We start from the raw sequence: 19,253 nt of genomic DNA on the forward strand, positions 1-19,253 counted from the left end.
ACGGGGTGGCGGCGTTCAGTCGGGCTGGCCCGGCGGCGTGTTCGGAAACTGCTGGCAGCTCTTGTTGAAGGCCTGCACCATGCGCAGCACGGGGCCGAGCACCCAGGTGTTGAAGACCAGCACGTCGGTCTCTTCCTTGGGGTCGCGCGTGAGGTTGAAGAGGTAGGGCGACTCGAGCTTGCCCTTGCCCTCGTTCACCTCGGGCTCCCAGTAGAAGTGCAGCTTCCAGTCGCGCCACTTCACCGCGCGCAGGTCGTTCTTGATGTAGAACAAGAAGCCTTCGCGCGCCGACTTCTCCTGTTCGCCGAACAGGAAGGCACGCTGATCCACGCCATCGATGGGGCGGTCGGCCGGCAGCGGTGCACCGGCCACGGCCGCCAGCGTGGTGAAGAGGTCGGTCACGTGCACCAGTTCGTTGCTGGTGCGGCCCGGCGCGATCCTGCCCGGCCAGCGCGCGATGAAGGGCACGCGCAGGCTGCCTTCCATCGCCGTGTGGTACGTGCCGCGCCATGGGCCGGCGGTGCCGCGGTACGGCGCGCGGAACTCCGGGCCGTTGTCGCTGCAGAAGATGAAGAGCGTGTCGTTCGCGATGCCGAGGCGCTCGACCTCGTCGACGATCTGGCCGACGCGGTGGTCCATCTCGACCATCGAATCCGCGAAGTCGCCCGCGCCGGTGTGCCCCGCGAAGTCCGGATGCGGCAGCGTCGGAAAGTGCAGGTGTACCAGCGGCAGGTACAGGAAGAAGGGCTTGCGCGCCGCATGGTGGCGCTGCATGAAGGCCTGCGCGTGCTCGACCAGCTCGGCGTCGATGCCGCGGCGGCTGTCGAGGTCGTAGACCTTCACGATCTCCGACGGCTCGCCGCGCCGGCCACGCATGATGTGCGGGATGTCGGCCACCGACGGGTCGAAGCCGACCGTCGAAGTGAACTGGCTTTCGTCGGTGGTGCGCGGGATGCCGTACCACTCGTCGAAGCCGCGGTCCGACGGGTAGCGGCCCTCGATATCGCCGAGGTGCCACTTGCCGAAGTGCGCCGTGGCATAGCCCTGCGCCGACAGCAGTTCGGCCAGCGTCCGCTCCCAACGCGTGAGTCCCTGCGGCAGGCCCGGCGGCACCGACTGCAGGCAACCGGTGCGGATGGGATGCCGCCCGCTCATCAGGGCGGAGCGGGTCGGCACGCAGTCGCTCTCGACGTTGAAGTTCTGCAGCAGCAGCCCTTGGCGTGCCAGTGCGTCGATGCGCGGCGTGGGGGCGCCGCGCAGGGCGCCGCCGCCGTAGCAGCCGAGCTCGCCCCAGCCGAGGTTGTCGGCGACGATGAGGACGATGTTGGGTGGATTCACGGTCGGTTCTCGTTGAAGCTGTGGTCGCTTCAATCTAGCCAGACCGGTGCCAGATGCCATTCCCTTCGATAGAGAGTCCGATAACCCACGGGAATGCCCCGCGGTGCACCGCGCGCCGGCTTCGGTGCCGGTCAGCGTGCGGCGGGTGCAGCGGCCGGCAGGCGGTCTGCCAGCAGCAGATCGCGAAAGGCCGTCATCAGCGGCGACCACGTGGCCCGTGGCCGCGTGAGCAGCACCAGCGTGCGCCGCAATTCGAGCATCGGCAAGGGCAGCGCTTCGACGCGGCCACGCCAGGCGCGCAGGACCGAGGCCGGCACCAGGCCCACCAGGTCGGTGCTGGCGATCAGGCCCATGGCGGCCTCCGACATGTAGTCGGCCTCCAGCGTGACGCGCGGTTCCGGGGCACCGGCCTGCTCGAAGATCTGCATCACCAGGCGGCGCGCAGCGCTCTGGCGGCTCGGCATGGCCCAGGCGCAATCGGTCAGATCCGACAGCGTCAGCGCGGCCCGTCGCGCCAGCGGGTGGTCGGCGCGCGCAGCCACGCGAACCGTGTCCTCGCTCAGCGCCAGCTGGTCGCAACCGAACGAGATGCCGGGGTAGGACGGCACGACAGCCACGTCGAGTTCGGCCTTTTCCACCGCCTCGTTGAGCGCATCGGACTTGCCGATGACCATCGTCAGGCGCAGGCCCGGCCGGTGGCGCACCATGTCCGACAGCACGCGCACCGCGGGGCCGTCGCTCGCCGCGTTGGTCAGGCCGACGCGCAGCAGGCCCGCATGCTGCGCCCGCAGTTCGGACGCAGACCGCATCAACTCGAGGTGCTCGGTGTCGAAGCGCCGCGCCGATTCGAGGAAGAGCTGGCCCTCGGCGGTGAGGCGAGCGCCGTGCGCGCCGCGCTCGAACAGCGCGACACCGACGGCATCCTCCAGCCGCCGGATCGCCTTCGACACCGCGGGCTGCGTCACGCCGACGGCCTCGGCCGCACGGCCGACGTGGCCCTGGCGGGCCACTTCGAGGAAATAGGCGATGTCGGCCGGGGAGAAGCTCATGCGTCCTGGAACTGCTTCGACACGAAGGCCCAGATCAGCTTCGAGGCATCGGGGCCCGCCGGGTCGCTGAAGGCCTGCCGCAGGGTGCCGCCGCTCCAGGCGTGCCCCAGCCCCGCCACCTCGCACAGCCGCACCCGGGTGCGGCCGTCGCGCGTGTAGTCGGTGATGCGCATCGGCCGGCGCTGGCCGCGCTGCAGCGTGCGCGGCACGCCCGGCCGTGCGCCGGTGGCGGTCGCCCACACCGCGGCGGTGTCGGTGGCGTTGCCCGCCGTGACGACGGTGTCGGCATCGCCGTGCAGCACCAGCAGCGGCGGAAGGCTCGCGCCCACCGCGGCGGCACCCAGTGCCTTGCCGACGGCCGTGACCGGCACCACGGGTGCGCGTCTGCCGCGCATCGCACCCAGGGCCGTGGCCGACGATTGCGCGGCGCCCGGTGCCACGCCCGAGTGCATCGCCACCGCCTTGAAGCGCCCGGGGAAGTGCGTGGCCATCAGCACCGCCATGCTGGCGCCGGCCGAGAGCCCGGCGACGGCGATGCGATCGCGATCCACCGGGTGGAACAGGCAGACCTGGTCGACCGCGGCCATCAGCGTGGCGGCCTCGGCGCGGGCCTTGCCGGTGCGGGTGTCGTACCAGTTCCAGCAACCGTGCGGGTTCACCATGCGGTCCTGCTCGGGGTAGAGCACGAGGAAGCGCTCGCGCGTGGCCAGACGATTCATGCGGCTGCTGGCGGCGAGGTCGCGGCCGGTCTGGCCGCAGCCGTGCAGCATCACCAGCAGCGGCAGCTTCTCGCCCGGCGCGAGGGCCAGGCCGGGCGGCTTGTAGAGGTGATAGCGCCGCGCGCCGGCCGGGCCGACCGCCATGCCGGAGAGCCAGTCGCCCGGGCCCGGTGGCGGCTTGTGCTGCGTCGCCGCCGCCTGCTGCAGTTGCGCCGCGACGCGCTGGCCCGCGCCGAGCGTGACCTTGGTGAGCGCCCGCAGGTTGCGCGCGTAGGCACGCGTCAGCGCGGAGGTGGTGGAGCGGCGGACCATGGGCGCACGGTAGCAGCTTCCGCGCCGCGCGTGGCCATGGGCTCAGTAGCGCTCGGGGACGTACATCTCCGCCGGGACCGGCTGGCGCAGGTAGTCGGGGTTGCGCACCCGCGCCGGCAGTTCCACCGCAGGGTGCGCCACCTCGTGGTAGGGCAGCTGCTCGAGCAGATGCGCGATGCAGTTCAGGCGCGCCTTCTTCTTGTCGACCGCCTGCACCACCCACCACGGCGCCTCGGGAATGTGCGTGCGCTCGAGCATGATTTCCTTGGCCTTGGTGTATTCCTCCCAGCGGCGGCGGCTTTCCAGGTCCATCGGGCTGAGCTTCCACTGCTTGAGCGGGTCGTGGATGCGGCCGAGGAAGCGCAGGTGCTGCTCGTCGTCGGTGATGGAGAACCAGTACTTGATGAGCTTGATGCCCGAGCGCACCAGCATCTTCTCGAACTCCGGCACGCTGCGGAAGAACTCCTCGTACTCGTCGTCGGAGCAGAAGCCCATCACGCGCTCGACCCCGGCGCGGTTGTACCAGCTGCGGTCGAACAGCACCATTTCGCCTGCGGCGGGCAGGTGCGAGATGTAGCGCTGGAAGTACCACTGGGTGCGCTCGCGGTCGTTCGGTGCCGGCAACGCGGCGACGCGGGCCACGCGCGGATTCAGCCGCTGGGTGATGCGCTTGATGACGCCGCCCTTGCCCGCCGCGTCGCGGCCTTCGAACAGGATCACGACCTTCTGCTTGCTGTGCTGCACCCAGTCCTGCAGCTTGACCAGTTCGCCCTGCAGGCGGAACAGCTCACGGAAATAGGCGGCGCGGGCGGCCTTGTCGACACCGACCGGCGCGCCTTCGTCGTCGACATTGCGGTCCTCGATCTCCAGCTCGAGCTCTTCGTCGTAGCTGTCGACCAGGTCGCGCGCAATGCGCCGCATGAGTTCGTCGTGGTCGGGGTGGGCGTTCGGCAGCGTCATGGTGAGGGGGCTCGAAAAGGTGGAGGCGATGCTGCCGGGGTCGAATGACGGCGGCATGACAAGACCATGACGTTGACACACGGTTGTCATGTGGCCGAGCCAGCATCGACCGCTCCTCCCTGTACGACAGACGCTTTCCGCTCGCCCACCATGACCACGCCCGCCCCCGCCCAGGACGATGCGGGCCTGATCTGCGGCTACCGCTTCGACCGGGCCGAAGCGGGGACGACGCACGCGGTCGACCTCGACGCCGCGGCCCGCTGGCTGGCCGACACGAACGCGCCCGACGGCTTCCTCTGGCTGCACTTCAACCTCAGCCACGCCCAGGCCGAACGCTGGCTGCAGCGCCACGCGAACCTGTCCGACGCCTTCTACGAGACGCTCAAGGACGGCTCGCACTCCACCCGCATCGAGCGCGACGAGGACGCGCTCATCGCGGTGGTGAACGACGTGCACTTCGACTTCGGCTTCGAGCCCTCGGACATCGCCACCCTGTGGATCAGCGTCGGCCCCCGGCTCGTGGTGACCGCGCGCACCCAGCCGCTGCGCAGCGTCGACGCGCTGCGCACCGCGGTGCGGCATGGCGAATCGCCGCGCTCGAGCGTCGCATTGCTGGAGCAACTGATGCGCACCCAGGCCGACGGCCTGGTGGGCATCGTGCGCGGCGTGACGACCCGCATCGACCACATCGAAGACGAGCTCCTGAGCGGCCGGCTCGACCACAAGCGCGCCCGGCTGGGCGTGCTGCGCCGGCTGCTGGTGCGGCTGCAGCGGCTGCTGGCCCCGGAACCGGCCGCCCTGTTCCGCCTGCTGCAGCACCCGCCGGCCTGGATGGCCGAGGACGATGTGCAGGAACTGCGCGGCGCCACCGAGGAATTTTCGGTCGTGCTGCGCGACATGCAGGGCCTGCAGGAGCGCATCAAGCTGCTGCAGGAAGAGATCGCGGCCAGCGTGAACGAGGACAACAACCGCAGCCTGTTCGTGCTGACGGTGGTGACCGTGCTGGCGCTGCCGATCAACATCCTGGCCGGCCTGTTCGGCATGAACGTCGGCGGCATCCCGCTGGCCGAGGACAAGCATGGCTTCTGGATCGTGGTGGCCATCGTCGGCGGCTTCACCGCCATCGCGGCCTGGGTGGCGCGACGCCGCAAGGATCGATAGCCGCGCAGGGTTGTCGCCGGGGTGCCCGGCGCCCCACGGAGCGAGCACCTAAAATCGGTGAGTGCCTTCCATTCTCAACGCCGACCTGCACTGCCACTCCGTGGTGTCCGACGGCACGCTCACGCCCGAGGCGCTGGCCGAACGCGCGGCGGCCAACGGCGTCGAGTTGTGGGCGCTCACCGACCATGACGAGGTCGGCGGCCAGCACCGCGCCATGGCCGCGGCCAAGGCCCACGGCATGCGCTACCTGACCGGCTGTGAGATCTCCGTGACCTTCGCCGGCGAAACCGTGCACATCGTCGGCCTGGGCTTCGACCCGGACGACGCCGGCATGCGCGCAGGCCTGCGAGCGACGCGCGGCGGCCGGGGCGAACGCGCGAAGGAGATGTCTGCCGGCCTGGCCCGGGTCGGCATCGACGGTGCGTACGAAGGCGCGCTGCAGTTCGTGGGTAACCCTGAATTGATCTCGCGCACCCACTTCGCACGCTTCCTGGTCGAGAGCGGGGTCTGCCGCGACACCTCGGAGGTGTTCCGCAAATACCTCACCGAAGGCAAGCCGGGCTATGTGCCGCACCGCTGGGCCACGCTGAAGGACGCGGTGCACTGGATCACCGCCGGCGGCGGCCTCGCCGTGGTGGCGCACCCGGGGCGCTACAACTTCACCGCGAACGAGGAGCACGCGCTCTTCATCGAATTCCAGGCGCACGGTGGCCGTGCGATCGAGGTCGTGACCGGCAGCCACAGCCCCGCCGAATACGTCGAGTACGCTGAGAAGGCGCTGGAGTATGGCTTCGCCGCATCGCGCGGCAGCGATTTCCACAGCCCCGACGAGAGCCATGTCGACCTGGGCAAGCTGCCCTGGCTGCCGGGCACCCTGACACCGGTCTGGGAACTGCTCGAAGACCGCATCCAGTGAGCGCCGAGCGAGCAGGCGCGCGCGACCGCGAATCGGAACGCATCCTGGCCGGCATCGGGCTGGTGCTGCTCTCGGTCGCCTGCTTCTCGATGCTCGACACCGCCACCAAGATCTCCGTGACCACGGTGCCGATCCTGATGGGCGTGTGGTTCCGGTATGCCTTCCAGGCCGTGGTCACCTCGCTGGTGCTGCTGCCGCGCCACGGCACGGCACTGCTGCGCACCGCCCACCCCCGCTACCACGCGTTGCGCGGCGCGCTGCTGCTGGTGACCAGCCTCTTCGCCTTCTTCAGCCTGCGCTACATGCCGCTGGCCGAGTTCACGTCGATCGTCTTGATCGCCCCCCTGGCCGTGACGCTGCTGGCCGCGACGGTGCTCAAGGAGCAGGTGTCGACGCTGCGCTGGGCCTTGGTGGCGGGCGGCTTCGCCGGCACGCTGGTGATTCTTCGCCCCGGTGGCGGCGCCTTCAGCTGGGCCATGCTGCTGCCCTTCGGCCTCGTGGTGACCAATTCCTGCTTCCAGGTGCTGACCAGCAAGCTGGCGCAGACCGAGAACCCGCTGACGATGCATTTCTATTCGGGCTGGGCCGGCACGCTGCTCGCGTCGGTCACCCTGCCCTTCGTGTGGCAGAGTCTGCCGTCGTGGCACTGGTGGGCCCTGCTGTGCCTGATGGGGCTGACCGGCACCATCGGCCATTTCATGCTGATCCTCTCCTACCAACGCGCGCCGGCGTCCACGCTCACGCCCTATCTGTACGCACAGATCGCCTTCGCCACGCTGTGTGGCTGGGTGATGTTCTCGCAGGTGCCCGACACGGTGTCGCTGGTCGGCATGGGCATGATCGCCGCCTGCGGCGCGGCCGGCGCCTGGCTGACGGTGCGCGAGCGCCGCGTCCCCATCGAACCCGCGGAAGGCTAACCCCATGGCTCAATACTTCGAAGTTCATCCCGAGAACCCCCAACAACGGCTGCTGAAGCAGGCCGTGGCGCTGCTCGAGCGCGGCGAAGTCGTCGCCGTGCCGACCGATTCGAGCTACGCGCTGGCCTGCCACCTGGACGACAAGGACGCCGTCGACCGGCTGCGCCGCATCCGGCAGGTCGACGACAAGCACCACCTCACGCTGCTGTGCCGCGACCTGAGCGAACTGGCCAACTACGCCAAGGTCGACAACAAGCAGTACCGGCTGCTGAAGGCGGCGACACCGGGGCCCTACACCTTCCTGCTGGAAGCGACCAAGGAAGTGCCGCGGCGGGTGAGCCATCCGCAGCGCAAGACCATCGGCCTGCGGGTGCCCGACCATGCGGTGCTGTCGGAGCTTCTGGCCCTGCACGGCGCGCCGCTGCTGGCGACCACGCTGATCCCGCCCGGCGAAACGCAGCCGCTGAACGACGCGCAGGAGATCCGGTCTCGCTTCGAGAAGCTGATCGGCGCCGTCATCGATGCCGGCGCTTGCGCGTCGGAGCCGACCACCGTGGTGGACCTCACGCCCGTGGGCGAGGGCGGCGACCCGGTCGTGGTACGGCTCGGGCGGGGCCCGGTGTCGGTGCTCGGTCTTTGACGCTGCGGGTGGCAGGAACCGTCTGACACAATGTGCAATATTTTCGCGGCCTGCCCCGCTTGCGATCGCCTTTTGTCCGCCCCCTGCCTGCCATGACTCCGCCCTCTCCCACCCGCTTTCTCACCGGCATCACGACCAGCGGTACGCCGCACCTGGGCAACTACGTGGGTTCGGTGCGTCATTCGGTGCGCTTCAGCCGCCGCGCCGACGTGCAGAGCTTCTATTTCCTGGCGGACTACCACGCGCTCATCAAGGTCGACGACCCGGTGCGCATCCAGCGCTCGACGCTGGAGATTGCGGCCAGCTGGCTGGCCTGCGGGCTTGATCCGGAGCGGGTCACGTTCTACCGCCAGTCGGACATCCCCGAGATCCCCGAACTCACCTGGTTCCTCACCTGCGTCACGGGCAAGGGCATCCTGAACCGCGCGCATGCCTACAAGGCCTCGGTCGACAAGAACGTGGCCAAGGGCGAGGACCCGGACGCCGACGTGAGCGCCGGCCTCTTCATGTACCCGGTGCTGATGGGCGCGGACATCCTCATGTTCAACGCGCACAAGGTGCCGGTGGGCCGCGACCAGGTGCAGCACATCGAGATGGCGCGCGACATGGCGCAGCGCTTCAACCACCTGTACGGCGAGCACTTCACCCTGCCCGAGGCCGAGATCGACGACGCGGTGGCCACGCTGCCCGGCCTCGACGGCCGCAAGATGAGCAAGAGCTACGACAACACGATCCCGCTCTTCACGCCGCGCGCGCAACTGCAGAAGCTGATCGGCAGCATCGTGACCGACTCGCGCGCCCCCGGCGAGCCGAAGGAAACCGAGGGCTCCGCCCTCTTCCAGATCTACCAGGCCTTCGCCGACGCGGAGGAAACCGCCGCGCTGCGCAAGGCCTACGCCGAAGGCATCGCCTGGGGTGACGCCAAGCAGCTGGTGTTCGAACGCATCGACCGGGAAATTGCCCCGCTGCGTGCGCACTACGAAGCGTTGATCAACGACCCGGCACAGATCGAGCGCATCCTGCTCGCGGGCGCCGAGAAGGCACGCGCGCTGTCGCAGCCCTTCATCGGCCGGCTGCGCCACGCCGTCGGCCTGCGCCGGCTCGAGGCGCCCGCCGCCGCCACCACCCGCAAGGCCGCCAAAGTGGCCCGCCCCAGCTTCAAGCAATACCGCGACAGCGACGGCCAGTTCTATTTCAAGCTGCTCGACGCCCAGGGCGAACTGCTGCTGCAAAGCCGCGCTTTCGCGTCGCCGCAGGAGGCCGGCCGCGCCATCGGGCGCCTTCAGCAGGAAGGCGGTGCCGCACTGGCGGCCCTCGCCGAACAGCTCGAACCCGCCGACAATGACAGGATGCGCGCCGCGGCGGAGGCCCTGGAGGCGCTGGCGGCACCGTCACTGGCGGCCAGCGGCGGTTAAGGAACAGAATCAGGCATGGCCGGCATCTGCCGGCCGAGCGTTCACTCAGAAAGCAGACCATGAGCATTTACGTCATCGACGATCACCCCCTGATGCGCGACGCCATCGTGATGGTGCTGCGGCGCCTGCGGCCCGCGGAGAACATTGTCGAACTGGAGCGGCTGGACAAGCTCACCAGCGCCGTCAAGCAGCACGGGGCGCCCGACCTCTTCTGCCTCGATCTGAAGCTGCCCGACACGACCGGCTGCTCGGGCGTCATCGCGGTCAAGCAGATCTATCCGGACGTGCCGATCGCCGTGTACTCGGCCTCGCCGGCGGCGGACATGGAAGAGGCCTGCATCGAAGCCGGTGCCGACACCTACATCGAGAAGTCGGCCAGCTCGGCCGAACTCACCGCCGTGCTGCGCGGGCTGCTCATGGCCGACGCCGATGCCGAGGAACCGGTCGCGACCGCCGCCAACAGCGGCAAGCTGTCGAAGCGCCAGACCCAGCTCATTGCCATGCTCGACAAGGGCATGAGCAACCGCGACATCGCGACCGAGCTCGAGATCAGCGAACACACCGTCAAGGTGCACCTGTGGCGCCTGTTCCGCCGCCTGGGCGTCAAGAGCCGCACGCAGGCGCTGCACCACGCCCGCAACCACGGCCTGCTGTCGTCTTCAGGCTCGATGTGAGCTTTGGGGGGGCGTGATGAGGCGACACCCTGCGGACGGTGGCGCTATCAGTTTTCCATAGCGCTGCGAACCGCCCGCAACCACTGAAACCGGCGCGGCCGGGGCCAGGGCACCCGCGGAACTGGCTCTGCCAGGCCGCCGGGTGCGCCCCCTTGAGGGGGAAGCGGCGACACGCAGTGCGCCGCATCGGGGGTGGGTTTCACTTCAGCCCACCGCGCCGGAGATGCGGGTCTGCGCCTGCGACTCATCGGCGTCGTTGAGCGCCACGCGGAACACGCTGCCGCGCCCCAGGCGCGAGCGCACGCTCACCGGATGGCCTAAGGCGTGCGACAGGCGCGCCACGATGGCCAGGCCCAGGCCGAAGCCGTCCGACGTGCCGGCATGGTCGGCCACCTTGTAGAACTCCAGGAACACGTCGCGCAGGTGCTCGCGGGCGATGCCGATGCCGGTGTCCCACACCTCCACGCGCAGCCCGTCCCTGGTCTGGCGCGAGGCGAGCAGGATGCCGCCCTCCACCGTGTACTTGATGGCGTTGGCCAGCAGGTTGCCGATCATGCGGCGCACCCGGATCGGGTCGGTGAGCACGGTGCCACGGCTGATGTGCACCCGGAAGCGCAGGCCCTTGGCCTCGGCCACCGGCCGGTATTGCAGCTCCAGGTCGTGCAGCAGCTGGGCCACGTCGACCCGCTCGATGTGCAGCCGGACCTGGCCCGAATCGATGCGCGCCAGGTCGAAGAGCGAGTCGAAGAGCGCGTTCACCGCATGCGTGGCGCGGACGATCTTCGGCGCGATCTCCTGCACCAGTTCAGGCTCGTTGCGCAGCCAGTCGGCGTAGAGCGACAGCGCCAGCACGGGCTGGCGCATGTCGTGCGCCGCGCTCGCCAGGAATCGGTTCTTCATGGCGACGGCCGATACGGCGGCCTGCCGCTGCTGGGTCAGCGAATTGATCAGGATGTGGTTGTGGAACAGCAGTTCGAAGCTGTTGCGGGCCGTCTCGTGGATGCGGCGGCCGGCCCGCAGCAGCAGCCACCAGTGCAGCACCGGCAGCATCAGGAAGCCGTAGTGGAAGTGCGGGCGCTGAAAGTTGAGCTCGACCACGCGGAAGGCCACGGCCGCCATCATGGTGATGAAGAGCACGTTGACGTAGCGGCGCAGCAGCGGCGGATAGAGCGCCAGGCCATTGAGCGGGAAGGTGGCGACACCGGCCACGATGAGCCAGCTCATGAACTGGTTGACCAGCGGCGTGCGCTCGAAAAAGATCAGGATCGACAGGCCCCAGGCGAAGGCGCTGGTACCCCACAGGAAGCGGTAGCGGTCGACGAATTCCTGCTGCGAGGCCGAATCCTTGTCGGCGTAGTCGCGCACGTAGAGCCGTTCGCCCCAGACGCGGCAGCCGGTGGCGGCGATGCCGATCGCGAGCCAGACGAAGAGCTGCCAGCGCGGCACATGGCCCCAGCTCAGGCCGATCATGGCCGGCATGAGCGCCGCGGCCAGCAGGTAGGAACCCCGTGCCGCGCGCATCAGGCTGCGGATCAGCTCCCCGCGCACCCACGGCTCGGCTTCGTCCGCCGTCGCGGGGGCCGGCGTCAGACTCGCAAACGACGAGTTGCCGAGACCCACGAACGACGAATTACCCTTCATGGCTCAAAACCTCTGTCAACTGACCCCTTTGGAACGGCCCCTCCGAAGGGCGTTGGCTTGGCCGCGATTCTAGGGGTAGCCTTGCACCCGCCGGCCCGAGTGTTGTGCCGGCCCAACCCCGGCCGGCGGCCGCGTTCGTCGGGGCTGACGGGTGCGCCTCGCCCTGGACTTCGTGTTCGGCCCGGGCAAAAAAATAGCCCCTGAATGGGGCTATCTTGGAGGAGAGGGAGGGATTCGAACCCTCGGTACGTTTCCGTACGCCTGATTTCGAGTCAGGTACATTCGACCACTCTGCCACCTCTCCGGTGTCTGTCGAGCCTTCGATTCTAGCAGCAGAATTCGGCGGCCCGAGCGTGAAACGTCTCAGGCGCGCAACGTCTCGAGGCCGCCCAGGTAGGGGCGCAGCGCCGCCGGCACCCGGATGGAACCGTCCTCGTTCTGGTGGTTCTCCAGCACGGCGACGAGCGCCCGACCCACGGCCAGGCCGGAGCCGTTGAGCGTGTGCACCAGCTCGTTCTTGCCCTGCGCGTTCTTGAAGCGCGCCTGCAGCCGGCGTGCCTGGAAGGCCTCGCAGTTCGACACGGAACTGATCTCGCGGTAGGTGTCCTGCGCGGGCAGCCAGACCTCCAGGTCGTAGGTCTTGCTCGAGCCGAACCCCATGTCGCCGGTGCACAGCAGCACCACGCGGTACGGCAGCTCCAGCGCCTGCAGCACCGCCTCGGCATGCGTGGTCATGGCTTCGAGCGCCTCGTAGCTCTTCTCGGGGTGCGTGATCTGCACCATCTCGACCTTGTCGAACTGGTGCTGGCGGATCATGCCGCGCGTGTCGCGCCCGGCGCTGCCGGCTTCGGAGCGGAAGCACGGCGAATGCGCGGTGAGTTTCATCGGCAACTGCGATTCGGCCACCACCTCGTCGCGCACGAAGTTGGTCAGCGGCACTTCGCTGGTCGGGATCAGGTAGAGCGCCTGGTTGTCCGGCACGGGCTCGCCATCCTGGCCGCCCTTCTTCGCGGCGAACAGGTCGCCTTCGAACTTCGGCAGCTGCCCCGTGCCGCGCATCGAGTCGGCGTTGACGATGTAGGGCACGTAGCACTCGGTGTAGCCGTGGCGCTCGGTCTGGATGTCGATCATGAACTGCGCCAGGGCGCGGTGCAGCCGGGCGATCGGGCCCTTCAGCACGCTGAAGCGCGAGCCGGCGAGCTTGGCCCCCATCTCGAAGTCCAGGCCCAGCGGCGCGCCGAGGTCGACGTGGTCCTTGGGCGCGAAGGCCAGCGGCGTAGCGGCGGCCCCGGCGCCCCCCTGCGGCGCCCAGCGGCGCACTTCGACGTTGCCGCTCTCGTCCTCGCCGACCGGCACGCTCTCGTGCGGCAGGTTCGGTACGGCCAGCAGCAGGGCCTGCAGTTCGGGCTGGATGGCCTCAAGCCGCGCGGACTGCGATTCCTGCTCGGCCTTGAGCGCGTTGACCTCGGTCATCAGCGCGTCGACAGACTCCCCCTTGGCCTTGAGCGGCCCGATCTGCTTGTTGAGGGTGTTGCGGCGGGCCTGCAGCTCCTCGGTGCGGATCTGCAGCGTCTTGCGCTCGGCCTCCAGCGCGGTGAAGGCGTGGACGTTGAGGTAGGGCTGGTTCTTCTTGCGCGTTTCGAGGCGGGCCACGGCCGAAGCCAGGTCCTTGCGCAGCATGGTGATATCGAGCATCGGGCGATTTTAGGTGGGCGCCGCGAACCCACCGTGCGCTCAGGCCAGCGTGGCCGGGTCGACGTTCGCGCCGCAGACAATCAGGCAGACCTTTTCGCCTGCGCGCGGCACGTAGGCGCCCGTCTGGAGCGCCGCCAGCGGCAGCGCCGCCGCCGGTTCGACGGCCAGCTTCATCTCCTTCCAGAGCCAGACCTGCGCGGCGCGGATCGCATCGTCGGACAGCAGCAGCGCATCGCGCACCTCGCGCTGCGTGATGGCCCAGGCGTGCTCGCCGATGCGCTTGGCGCCCAGCGAATCCGCGGCCACGCCGCCGACCTCGACGTCGACGGGCTCACCGGCCGCCCGGGCGCGAAACAGCGTCGGTGCGCGCTCGGGTTCGAGCGCCACCACGCGGCTGCGCTGGCCGAACCAGGCCGCCAGGCCGCCGATGAGGCCACCGCCACCCACGCTCACCAGCACCGAATCCGGCAGCCCGCCCTGCCCCTCGATCTCGCGGCCGAGCGTACCGGCTCCGGCCACCACCTCGGGCTGGTCATAGGCGTGCGTCAGCAGCGCGCCGCTCTCGCGCTGGCGGGCCAGGCAGGCGGCGAGCGCATCGGCGTAGGCCTCCCCGACCACCGTGACCTCGGCACCCAGCGCGCGCAGCCGCGCCCGCTTGGCTTCCGGCGACACGCCAGGCAGGAAGACCTCGCAGCGCACGCCCAGCGCGCGCGCCGCAGCCGCAGTGGCGATGCCGGCGTTGCCGCCGGAAGCCACCACCACCCCCGCGGCGGGGATGTCGTTGGCCAGCAGCCGGTTCATCATGCCGCGCGCCTTGAAGCTGCCGGCGATCTGCAGGTGCTCCAGCTTGAGCCAGACCTCCACACCTTCCGCCGTCGACAGGCCGAAGGCGTCGGGCGAGAGCTTCCACAGCGGTGTCTCACGCAGGTAGGCGCCGCGGTGCGCGGCCAGGCGTTGGGCGGCGCGCTCGATGTCGGCGCGCCAGTCGATGTCGTTCATGTTCAAGAAATGTGTCCGGGTGCAGGAATGTGGTCGAGCTTCAGGCCCTTGGGCAGCGGGAATTTCAGCGTCTCCTCGATGCCGTCCATCTTGCGGACCGATACCGCGCCCAGCGCCTTCACGCGGTCGATCACCTCGCGCACCAGCACTTCCGGGGCCGACGCGCCGGCGGTGAGGCCGACGCGCGTCTTGCCCTCGAACCACTCGGGCTTGAGTTCATCGGCCGAATCGACCATGTAGCTCTCGGTGCCCAGCCGCTGGGCCAGTTCGCGCAGGCGGTTGCTGTTCGAACTGGTCGGGCTGCCGACCACGATCACGATGTCGACCTGCGGGCTCATGATCTTCACCGCGTCCTGGCGGTTCTGCGTGGCGTAGCAGATGTCCTGCTGCTTGGGCTCGCGCACCTTCGGGAAGCGCGCGCGCACGGCAGCGGCGATCTCTGCGGCATCGTCGACCGACAGCGTGGTCTGCGTCACGACGGCGAGCTTGTCGGTCTGGCCCGGCCGCACGGTGGCCACGTCCGCGACGTCTTCCACCAAGTGGATGCCGCTCGACAGCTGGCCCATCGTGCCCTCGACCTCGGGGTGGCCCTTGTGGCCGATCATGATGAATTCGTAGCCCTCTTTCGCGAGCTTGGCGACCTCGACATGCACCTTGGTCACCAGCGGGCAGGTGGCGTCGAACACGTCGAAGCCGCGCGCCTGCGCCTCGGCCTCGACCGCCTTGCTCACGCCGTGCGCGCTGAACACGAGCGTCGAGCCCGGCGGCACGTCGGCCAGGTCCTCGATGAAGATGGCGCCCTTGGCCTTGAGCTCGTTCACCACGTAGGTGTTGTGCACGATCTCGTGGCGCACGTAGATCGGCGCACCGAACTTGGCGATGGCGCGCTCGACGATCTCGATGGCACGGTCCACGCCCGCGCAGAAGCCGCGGGGCTCGGCGAGCAGGATTTCCTTTTCCATCGGGCCGCTCACAGCACGCCGATCAGCCGCACTTCGAAAGTGACGGGCTGGCCGGCCAGCGGGTGGTTGAAGTCGAACTGCACCGCGGTGTCGCTCGACGCGACCACGGCGCCGGCGTAGCTGCCCATGCCGTCGGGCGTGGGGAACTCCACCACGTCGCCGACAGCGTAGCGCTCGTCGGGATCGCCCATCTTGGCCAGCAGGCTGCGCGCGACCCACTGCTGCATCTCGGGGTTGCGGTCGCCGAAGGCCTCGCCGGCAGGCAGCTCGAAGGTCGTGTGCGTGCCCTCTTCCAGGCCCATCAGCTTCTGCTCCATGGCCGGCGACAGCTCGCCCGTGCCCAACGACAGCGTGGCCGGCTTGTCGGCGAAGGTGTTGATGATGTCGCCCGCAGGCCCGGCCAGCCGGTAGTGCAGCGTGAGAAAAGAGCCAGCGGTAACGACGGCGTGGGTGGTGGGCGAGGACAAGGTGGGATCGGCCGCGAAGGCCCCGGTACACTGAATCCGTCATTTTAGGGAGTGGGGCACAAGCCCCTGCGGCGCGATGTCTTTCAAGGATCTGCCGGCGGAAGCGAGACCGCGCGAGAAGCTGCTCGCCCGCGGGGCCGGCGCATTGGGCGACGCCGAACTGCTCGCCCTGCTGCTGCGTACCGGCCTGGCCGGCAAGAACGTGCTGCAGCTGGCGCAGGAGCTGCTCGACACCTTCGGCGGCATCGCCGGCCTGCTGCAGACCGGCGTCGACGACCTGCGTCAGGTCAAGGGCCTCGGCGGGCCGGCCAAGCGCGCCGAGTTGACGGCCGTGCTGGAGCTGGCACGGCGCGCCATGGCCGAGCGGCTGCGCGAACGCGCCGTGTTCGACTCGCCGGCCGCGGTGAGCCACTACCTGCAGCTGCACATCGCCTCCCGGCCGCACGAGGTGTTCGCAGCGCTCTTCCTCGATGCGCAGCACCGGCTCATCGCGATGGAGGAACTGTTCCGCGGCACGCTCAGCCAGACCAGCGTGTACCCGCGCGAAGTCGTGGTCCGCGCCCTGCACCACCACGCCGCGGCGGTGATCCTCGCCCACAACCACCCGAGCGGCGGCGTCGAGCCCTCGCGTGCCGACGAGGCGCTCACGCAGACGCTCAAGGCCGCGCTCGCGCTGGTCGACGTGCGGGTGCTCGACCACATCGTGGTGGCGCGCGGCCAGACACTGTCGATGGCGGAGCGCGGCCTGCTTTGACTTGCCTTGCTATGCTGAGCCCATGCCACGCCGTTCCGACACGCTCAAGAGCCTCGCCGACCTCGGCTCCGTCCAGCGCACTCTGACCGAACAGCGCGCGCGCGAAGCCGCCGCAGCGGCGGCTCGCGCGGCTGCCGAGAAGAAGCGTCAGGCCGAGCAGAACCTCTTCGCCCGGGCCATCGGCGCCACGCAACCGCTCAGCAAGCGCAGCGCCGCCGTGCCGCTGGCGCCGGAGCCACCCGCGCCGATCCCGGTGCAGCATCAGCTCGACGAGCAGCGCGTGCTGCGCGAATCGCTGTCCGACGAGTTCGATGTGACCACCCTGCTCGACGTCGACGATGCCATGAGCTTTCGCCGCCCCGGCATCGGCACCGACGTGACGCGCAAGCTGCGCGCCGGCGAATGGACGATCCAGAAGCAGGTCGACCTGCACGGCCTGCGCAGCGACGAGGCACGCGAGGCGCTGGGCGCCTTCATCCGCGGCGCGCACAAGCAGGGCGTGCGCTGCGTGCGCGTGGTGCACGGCAAGGGCCTGGGGTCGCCCGGCAAGCAGCCCGTGCTCAAGACCAAGACGCAGCGCTGGCTGATCCAGAAGAACGAGGTGCTGGCCTTCGTGCAGGCCAAGCCCGCCGAAGGCGGGGCCGGCGCGCTGGTGGTGCTGCTGGCGCCGGTCAAGCGCTGAGCGGTCTCACGCCGCCAGCAACTGCGCCGGCGTCTTGTACTTCTGCACCTCGGAAAAACGCTTGACCAAGTAGTCGCCCGATTTAACGGGCGCGTGCCGCGGCGGGTTGTCCTTCGACTGGAACTGCGGCAGACAGGCAACCGGCGTGGCGTAGTCCAGGTTGAAGAAGGTGGGGATCGAGAAGCGCTCCCGGCCCGTCCGGTTGGCCACGCGGTGCGGGTTCGACACGTAGCTGTCGTTGGTCCAGACCTTGACCATGTCGCCCAGGTTGATGACCAGCGTGTCTTCGATGTAGGGGGCAGCCACCCACTCGCCGCTGCGGGTGCGCAGCTCGAGCCCGCCGATCGGGTCCTGCGCGAGGATGGTCAGCATGCCGTAGTCGGTGTGCGCCGCCGCACCGAGTTCGAGCGCCGTCGGGCTCGACTGTGGCGGGTAGTGGAAGAGACGCGACTGCACCATGGGCTTGCGGCACCACTGCAGGAAGAAGTCTTCGGGTTGTTCGAGTGCCGTCGCGAAGATGCGCAGCAGGTTCTTGCCCAGCGCGACGGTGTGACCGAAGTAAGCCTCGGCGGCCTCCTTCAACCACGGCTTGTCCGCTGGCCAGCGGTTGGGGCCATGCAACGGCAGGCCGGCCTGGACGTCGGGGTCGGTGAGCGGCAGGTCGACGCCCAGTTCGTAACTTTCCTTCAGGTCGGGCTTGTGACCCGGATGCTGCGTCACGCCGTAGGGCATGAAGCCGCGGCGGAAGCGCTCGTCGATCTTGTCCTTCAGGCGTTCTTCCATCGACAGGCTGAAGTAGCGGCGCGTGGCGTCGAACACGGCATCGACCGCGGCACGCGGAATGCCGTGGTTGCGAACGTAGAGAAAGCCGGTGTTGGTACACGCCGCCTTGAACTGCGCGACCAGTGGCTCGATCGGCCCGCCGGCGAGCCAGTCGCCCAGATCGAGGATGGGCATTTCTGTGGCGGATGCGCGGCGCGGGACGGCGATCTGCGGATCGATGGTGGGTTCGGTCGAGGACATGGGGTCTCCTTGGTGGGTGAGCGGATGACGAATCGGTGTCGCAGGTCGGCTCACGCGCCGCGCGACAGGTCGGTGAAGGCGTCGGTCCAGAAGATGACGCGGCGCGCGATCAGTCTCATCACGCTGTGCAGCACCAGCCCGATGAGCGACAGGACGACCAGGATGGCGAACATGCCCGCAGCGTCCATGGAGAAGTTGCGCTGGAGGATGAGGTAGCCCAGCCCTGCCTGCGCGCCGACGAACTCGCCGACGATGGCGCCGATCACGGCCAGCACGATGCCGATGTCCAGCCCGGCGAACACATAGGGCAAGGCCTGCGGCAGGCGCACCATCCGGAACACGTGCCAGGGCGATGCGGTGAAGGCCTTCATCAATTCGATCTGGTCCTTGGGTGCCGAACGCAGGCCGACGATGGTGTTGGCCAGCACCGGAAAGAAGACGATGGTCGCGGTGATCACCACCTTCGATGTCGTGTCGAAGCCGAACCACAGCACGAAGAGCGGCGCCACCGCCACCTTGGGCACCGTCTGGAAGGCGACCACGTAGGGGTACAGCACGGCCTCGAGCAGGCTGCTCTGGCCGATCAGGGCGCCGAGCAGCAGACCGAAGAGCGCACCGAAGGCAAAGCCCGCCAGGATCTCGTACAGCGTCACGCCCAGGTGTTTGACGATCTCGCCCGACTGGAAGAGCTCGACCAGCGCGCGGGCCACCGCCAGCGGCCCGGGAAAGATCAGCGGCGACACCTCGAGCAGGACGACGGCGAAGTGCCAGATCGCCATGACCAGCACGAAGAAGCCGGCCATCAGCGTGCGCCGCCGCGTCGGGCTCAGGCCGGCCGCCTCGGCCGGTGCCGGCGCCATGTCGGTCGAGTCGACGAGGGGCCCCTCCTGCGATGCGTCCAATGACGTTTTCATCGAGATCGCGCTGCT

The 19,253-nt window shown here is 69.1% G+C and carries 19 protein-coding genes and 1 tRNA gene; 8 read left to right on the plus strand and 12 right to left on the minus strand.

From position 1 onward, the window contains the following. Window positions 1–15 precede the first annotated feature (15 nt). From QTH86_RS11345 to ppk2, 4 genes are all read right to left on the minus strand, one after another. Window positions 16–1,338: an arylsulfatase gene (locus QTH86_RS11345; protein ID WP_286644584.1), complete on the minus strand. Its 1,323-nt coding sequence runs from the start codon at window positions 1,336–1,338 to the stop codon at window positions 16–18. A 131-nt stretch (window positions 1,339–1,469) separates the two neighbouring features. Further along, complete coding sequence (locus tag QTH86_RS11350) at window positions 1,470–2,387, minus strand: LysR family transcriptional regulator (RefSeq protein WP_286644583.1); 918 nt, start codon at window positions 2,385–2,387, stop codon at window positions 1,470–1,472. Continuing rightward, window positions 2,384–3,418 carry an extracellular catalytic domain type 1 short-chain-length polyhydroxyalkanoate depolymerase gene (locus QTH86_RS11355; RefSeq protein WP_286644582.1) on the minus strand — a complete coding sequence of 345 codons (1,035 nt, stop codon included), beginning with the start codon at window positions 3,416–3,418 and terminating at the stop codon, window positions 2,384–2,386. Before QTH86_RS11355 ends, QTH86_RS11350 begins: the two co-directional genes overlap by 4 nt. A 42-nt stretch (window positions 3,419–3,460) precedes the next feature. Then, window positions 3,461–4,378, minus strand: coding sequence for a polyphosphate kinase 2 (ppk2, locus tag QTH86_RS11360; RefSeq protein WP_286644581.1), 918 nt, complete (start codon window positions 4,376–4,378; stop codon window positions 3,461–3,463). A 150-nt stretch (window positions 4,379–4,528) separates the two neighbouring features. Here ppk2 and QTH86_RS11365 point away from each other — a divergent pair, with 150 nt between their 5' ends. From QTH86_RS11365 to QTH86_RS11390, 6 genes are all read left to right on the plus strand, one after another. Then, on the plus strand, window positions 4,529–5,539 hold the full coding sequence (locus QTH86_RS11365) for a transporter (RefSeq protein ID WP_286644580.1): 1,011 nt from the start codon (window positions 4,529–4,531) through the stop codon (window positions 5,537–5,539). A gap of 61 nt (window positions 5,540–5,600) precedes the next feature. After that, window positions 5,601–6,455 (plus strand): 3',5'-nucleoside bisphosphate phosphatase, encoded by an 855-nt coding sequence (locus tag QTH86_RS11370; protein ID WP_286644579.1) that lies wholly within the window; start codon window positions 5,601–5,603, stop codon window positions 6,453–6,455. After that, window positions 6,452–7,372, plus strand: a complete 921-nt coding sequence (locus tag QTH86_RS11375) for a DMT family transporter (protein WP_286644578.1) — start codon at window positions 6,452–6,454, stop codon at window positions 7,370–7,372. The genes QTH86_RS11370 and QTH86_RS11375 overlap by 4 nt, the downstream gene beginning before the upstream one ends. Before the next feature lie 4 nt (window positions 7,373–7,376). Next, entirely contained in the window at window positions 7,377–8,012 is a 636-nt protein-coding gene (locus tag QTH86_RS11380; RefSeq protein WP_286644577.1) for an L-threonylcarbamoyladenylate synthase, read from the plus strand. 92 nt (window positions 8,013–8,104) lie between these two features. Further along, window positions 8,105–9,427, plus strand: a complete 1,323-nt coding sequence (locus QTH86_RS11385; RefSeq protein ID WP_286644576.1) for a tryptophan--tRNA ligase — start codon at window positions 8,105–8,107, stop codon at window positions 9,425–9,427. A 59-nt stretch (window positions 9,428–9,486) separates the two neighbouring features. Continuing rightward, a complete protein-coding gene (locus QTH86_RS11390; protein WP_286644575.1) occupies window positions 9,487–10,101 on the plus strand; it encodes a response regulator transcription factor in 615 nt (204 codons plus the stop codon). 204 nt (window positions 10,102–10,305) lie between these two features. On the opposite strand, the gene shkS is transcribed toward QTH86_RS11390, so the two are convergent. The 6 genes from shkS to QTH86_RS11420 form a co-directional block, all read right to left on the minus strand. Next, the gene (gene shkS / locus QTH86_RS11395; RefSeq protein ID WP_286644574.1) at window positions 10,306–11,742 is read right to left on the minus strand and encodes a surface-behavior sensor histidine kinase ShkS; all 1,437 of its coding nucleotides are present in this window, start codon (window positions 11,740–11,742) and stop codon (window positions 10,306–10,308) included. 216 nt (window positions 11,743–11,958) lie between these two features. Next, window positions 11,959–12,046, minus strand: a tRNA-Ser gene (locus QTH86_RS11400). Between the two features lie 59 nt (window positions 12,047–12,105). Beyond that, complete coding sequence (gene serS / locus QTH86_RS11405; protein ID WP_286644573.1) at window positions 12,106–13,437, minus strand: serine--tRNA ligase; 1,332 nt, start codon at window positions 13,435–13,437, stop codon at window positions 12,106–12,108. 39 nt (window positions 13,438–13,476) lie between these two features. Next, a complete protein-coding gene (locus QTH86_RS11410; RefSeq protein WP_286646717.1) occupies window positions 13,477–14,436 on the minus strand; it encodes a threonine/serine dehydratase in 960 nt (319 codons plus the stop codon). 2 nt (window positions 14,437–14,438) lie between these two features. After that, complete coding sequence (gene ispH / locus QTH86_RS11415) at window positions 14,439–15,398, minus strand: 4-hydroxy-3-methylbut-2-enyl diphosphate reductase (RefSeq protein WP_286644572.1); 960 nt, start codon at window positions 15,396–15,398, stop codon at window positions 14,439–14,441. An 8-nt stretch (window positions 15,399–15,406) separates the two neighbouring features. Next, window positions 15,407–15,865: an FKBP-type peptidyl-prolyl cis-trans isomerase gene (locus QTH86_RS11420; protein ID WP_286644571.1), complete on the minus strand. Its 459-nt coding sequence runs from the start codon at window positions 15,863–15,865 to the stop codon at window positions 15,407–15,409. 76 nt (window positions 15,866–15,941) lie between these two features. On the opposite strand from QTH86_RS11420, the gene radC reads away from it, so the two are divergent. Together radC and QTH86_RS11430 are read left to right on the plus strand one after the other, a co-directional pair. After that, a complete protein-coding gene (radC, locus tag QTH86_RS11425; protein WP_286644570.1) occupies window positions 15,942–16,619 on the plus strand; it encodes a RadC family protein in 678 nt (225 codons plus the stop codon). A gap of 22 nt (window positions 16,620–16,641) precedes the next feature. Then, on the plus strand, window positions 16,642–17,301 hold the full coding sequence (locus QTH86_RS11430; protein WP_286644569.1) for a Smr/MutS family protein: 660 nt from the start codon (window positions 16,642–16,644) through the stop codon (window positions 17,299–17,301). A 6-nt stretch (window positions 17,302–17,307) separates the two neighbouring features. Here QTH86_RS11430 and QTH86_RS11435 read toward each other — a convergent pair whose 3' ends face one another. Together QTH86_RS11435 and QTH86_RS11440 are read right to left on the minus strand one after the other, a co-directional pair. After that, window positions 17,308–18,324: an isopenicillin N synthase family dioxygenase gene (locus QTH86_RS11435; RefSeq protein ID WP_286644568.1), complete on the minus strand. Its 1,017-nt coding sequence runs from the start codon at window positions 18,322–18,324 to the stop codon at window positions 17,308–17,310. A gap of 50 nt (window positions 18,325–18,374) precedes the next feature. Continuing rightward, a complete protein-coding gene (locus tag QTH86_RS11440) occupies window positions 18,375–19,238 on the minus strand; it encodes an ABC transporter permease (protein ID WP_286644567.1) in 864 nt (287 codons plus the stop codon). Window positions 19,239–19,253 lie beyond the last annotated feature (15 nt).

Source organism: Variovorax sp. J2L1-78 (assembly GCF_030317205.1).
Taxonomy (GTDB): Bacteria; Pseudomonadota; Gammaproteobacteria; order Burkholderiales; family Burkholderiaceae_C; genus Variovorax; species Variovorax arabinosiphilus.

Coding starts and splice junctions, on each gene's coding strand:
- QTH86_RS11350 (WP_286644583.1), bottom strand. CDS start 2,387: ATGAGCTTCTCCCCGGCCGACATCGCCTATTTCCTCGAAGTGGCCCGC.
- QTH86_RS11355 (WP_286644582.1), bottom strand. CDS start 3,418: ATGGTCCGCCGCTCCACCACCTCCGCGCTGACGCGTGCCTACGCGCGC.
- ppk2 (WP_286644581.1), bottom strand. CDS start 4,378: ATGACGCTGCCGAACGCCCACCCCGACCACGACGAACTCATGCGGCGC.
- QTH86_RS11365 (WP_286644580.1), top strand. CDS start 4,529: ATGACCACGCCCGCCCCCGCCCAGGACGATGCGGGCCTGATCTGCGGC.
- QTH86_RS11380 (WP_286644577.1), top strand. CDS start 7,377: ATGGCTCAATACTTCGAAGTTCATCCCGAGAACCCCCAACAACGGCTG.
- QTH86_RS11385 (WP_286644576.1), top strand. CDS start 8,105: ATGACTCCGCCCTCTCCCACCCGCTTTCTCACCGGCATCACGACCAGC.
- QTH86_RS11390 (WP_286644575.1), top strand. CDS start 9,487: ATGAGCATTTACGTCATCGACGATCACCCCCTGATGCGCGACGCCATC.
- shkS (WP_286644574.1), bottom strand. CDS start 11,742: ATGAAGGGTAATTCGTCGTTCGTGGGTCTCGGCAACTCGTCGTTTGCG.
- serS (WP_286644573.1), bottom strand. CDS start 13,437: ATGCTCGATATCACCATGCTGCGCAAGGACCTGGCTTCGGCCGTGGCC.
- QTH86_RS11410 (WP_286646717.1), bottom strand. CDS start 14,436: ATGAACGACATCGACTGGCGCGCCGACATCGAGCGCGCCGCCCAACGC.
- ispH (WP_286644572.1), bottom strand. CDS start 15,398: ATGGAAAAGGAAATCCTGCTCGCCGAGCCCCGCGGCTTCTGCGCGGGC.
- radC (WP_286644570.1), top strand. CDS start 15,942: ATGTCTTTCAAGGATCTGCCGGCGGAAGCGAGACCGCGCGAGAAGCTG.
- QTH86_RS11430 (WP_286644569.1), top strand. CDS start 16,642: ATGCCACGCCGTTCCGACACGCTCAAGAGCCTCGCCGACCTCGGCTCC.
- QTH86_RS11435 (WP_286644568.1), bottom strand. CDS start 18,324: ATGTCCTCGACCGAACCCACCATCGATCCGCAGATCGCCGTCCCGCGC.
- QTH86_RS11440 (WP_286644567.1), bottom strand. CDS start 19,238: ATGAAAACGTCATTGGACGCATCGCAGGAGGGGCCCCTCGTCGACTCG.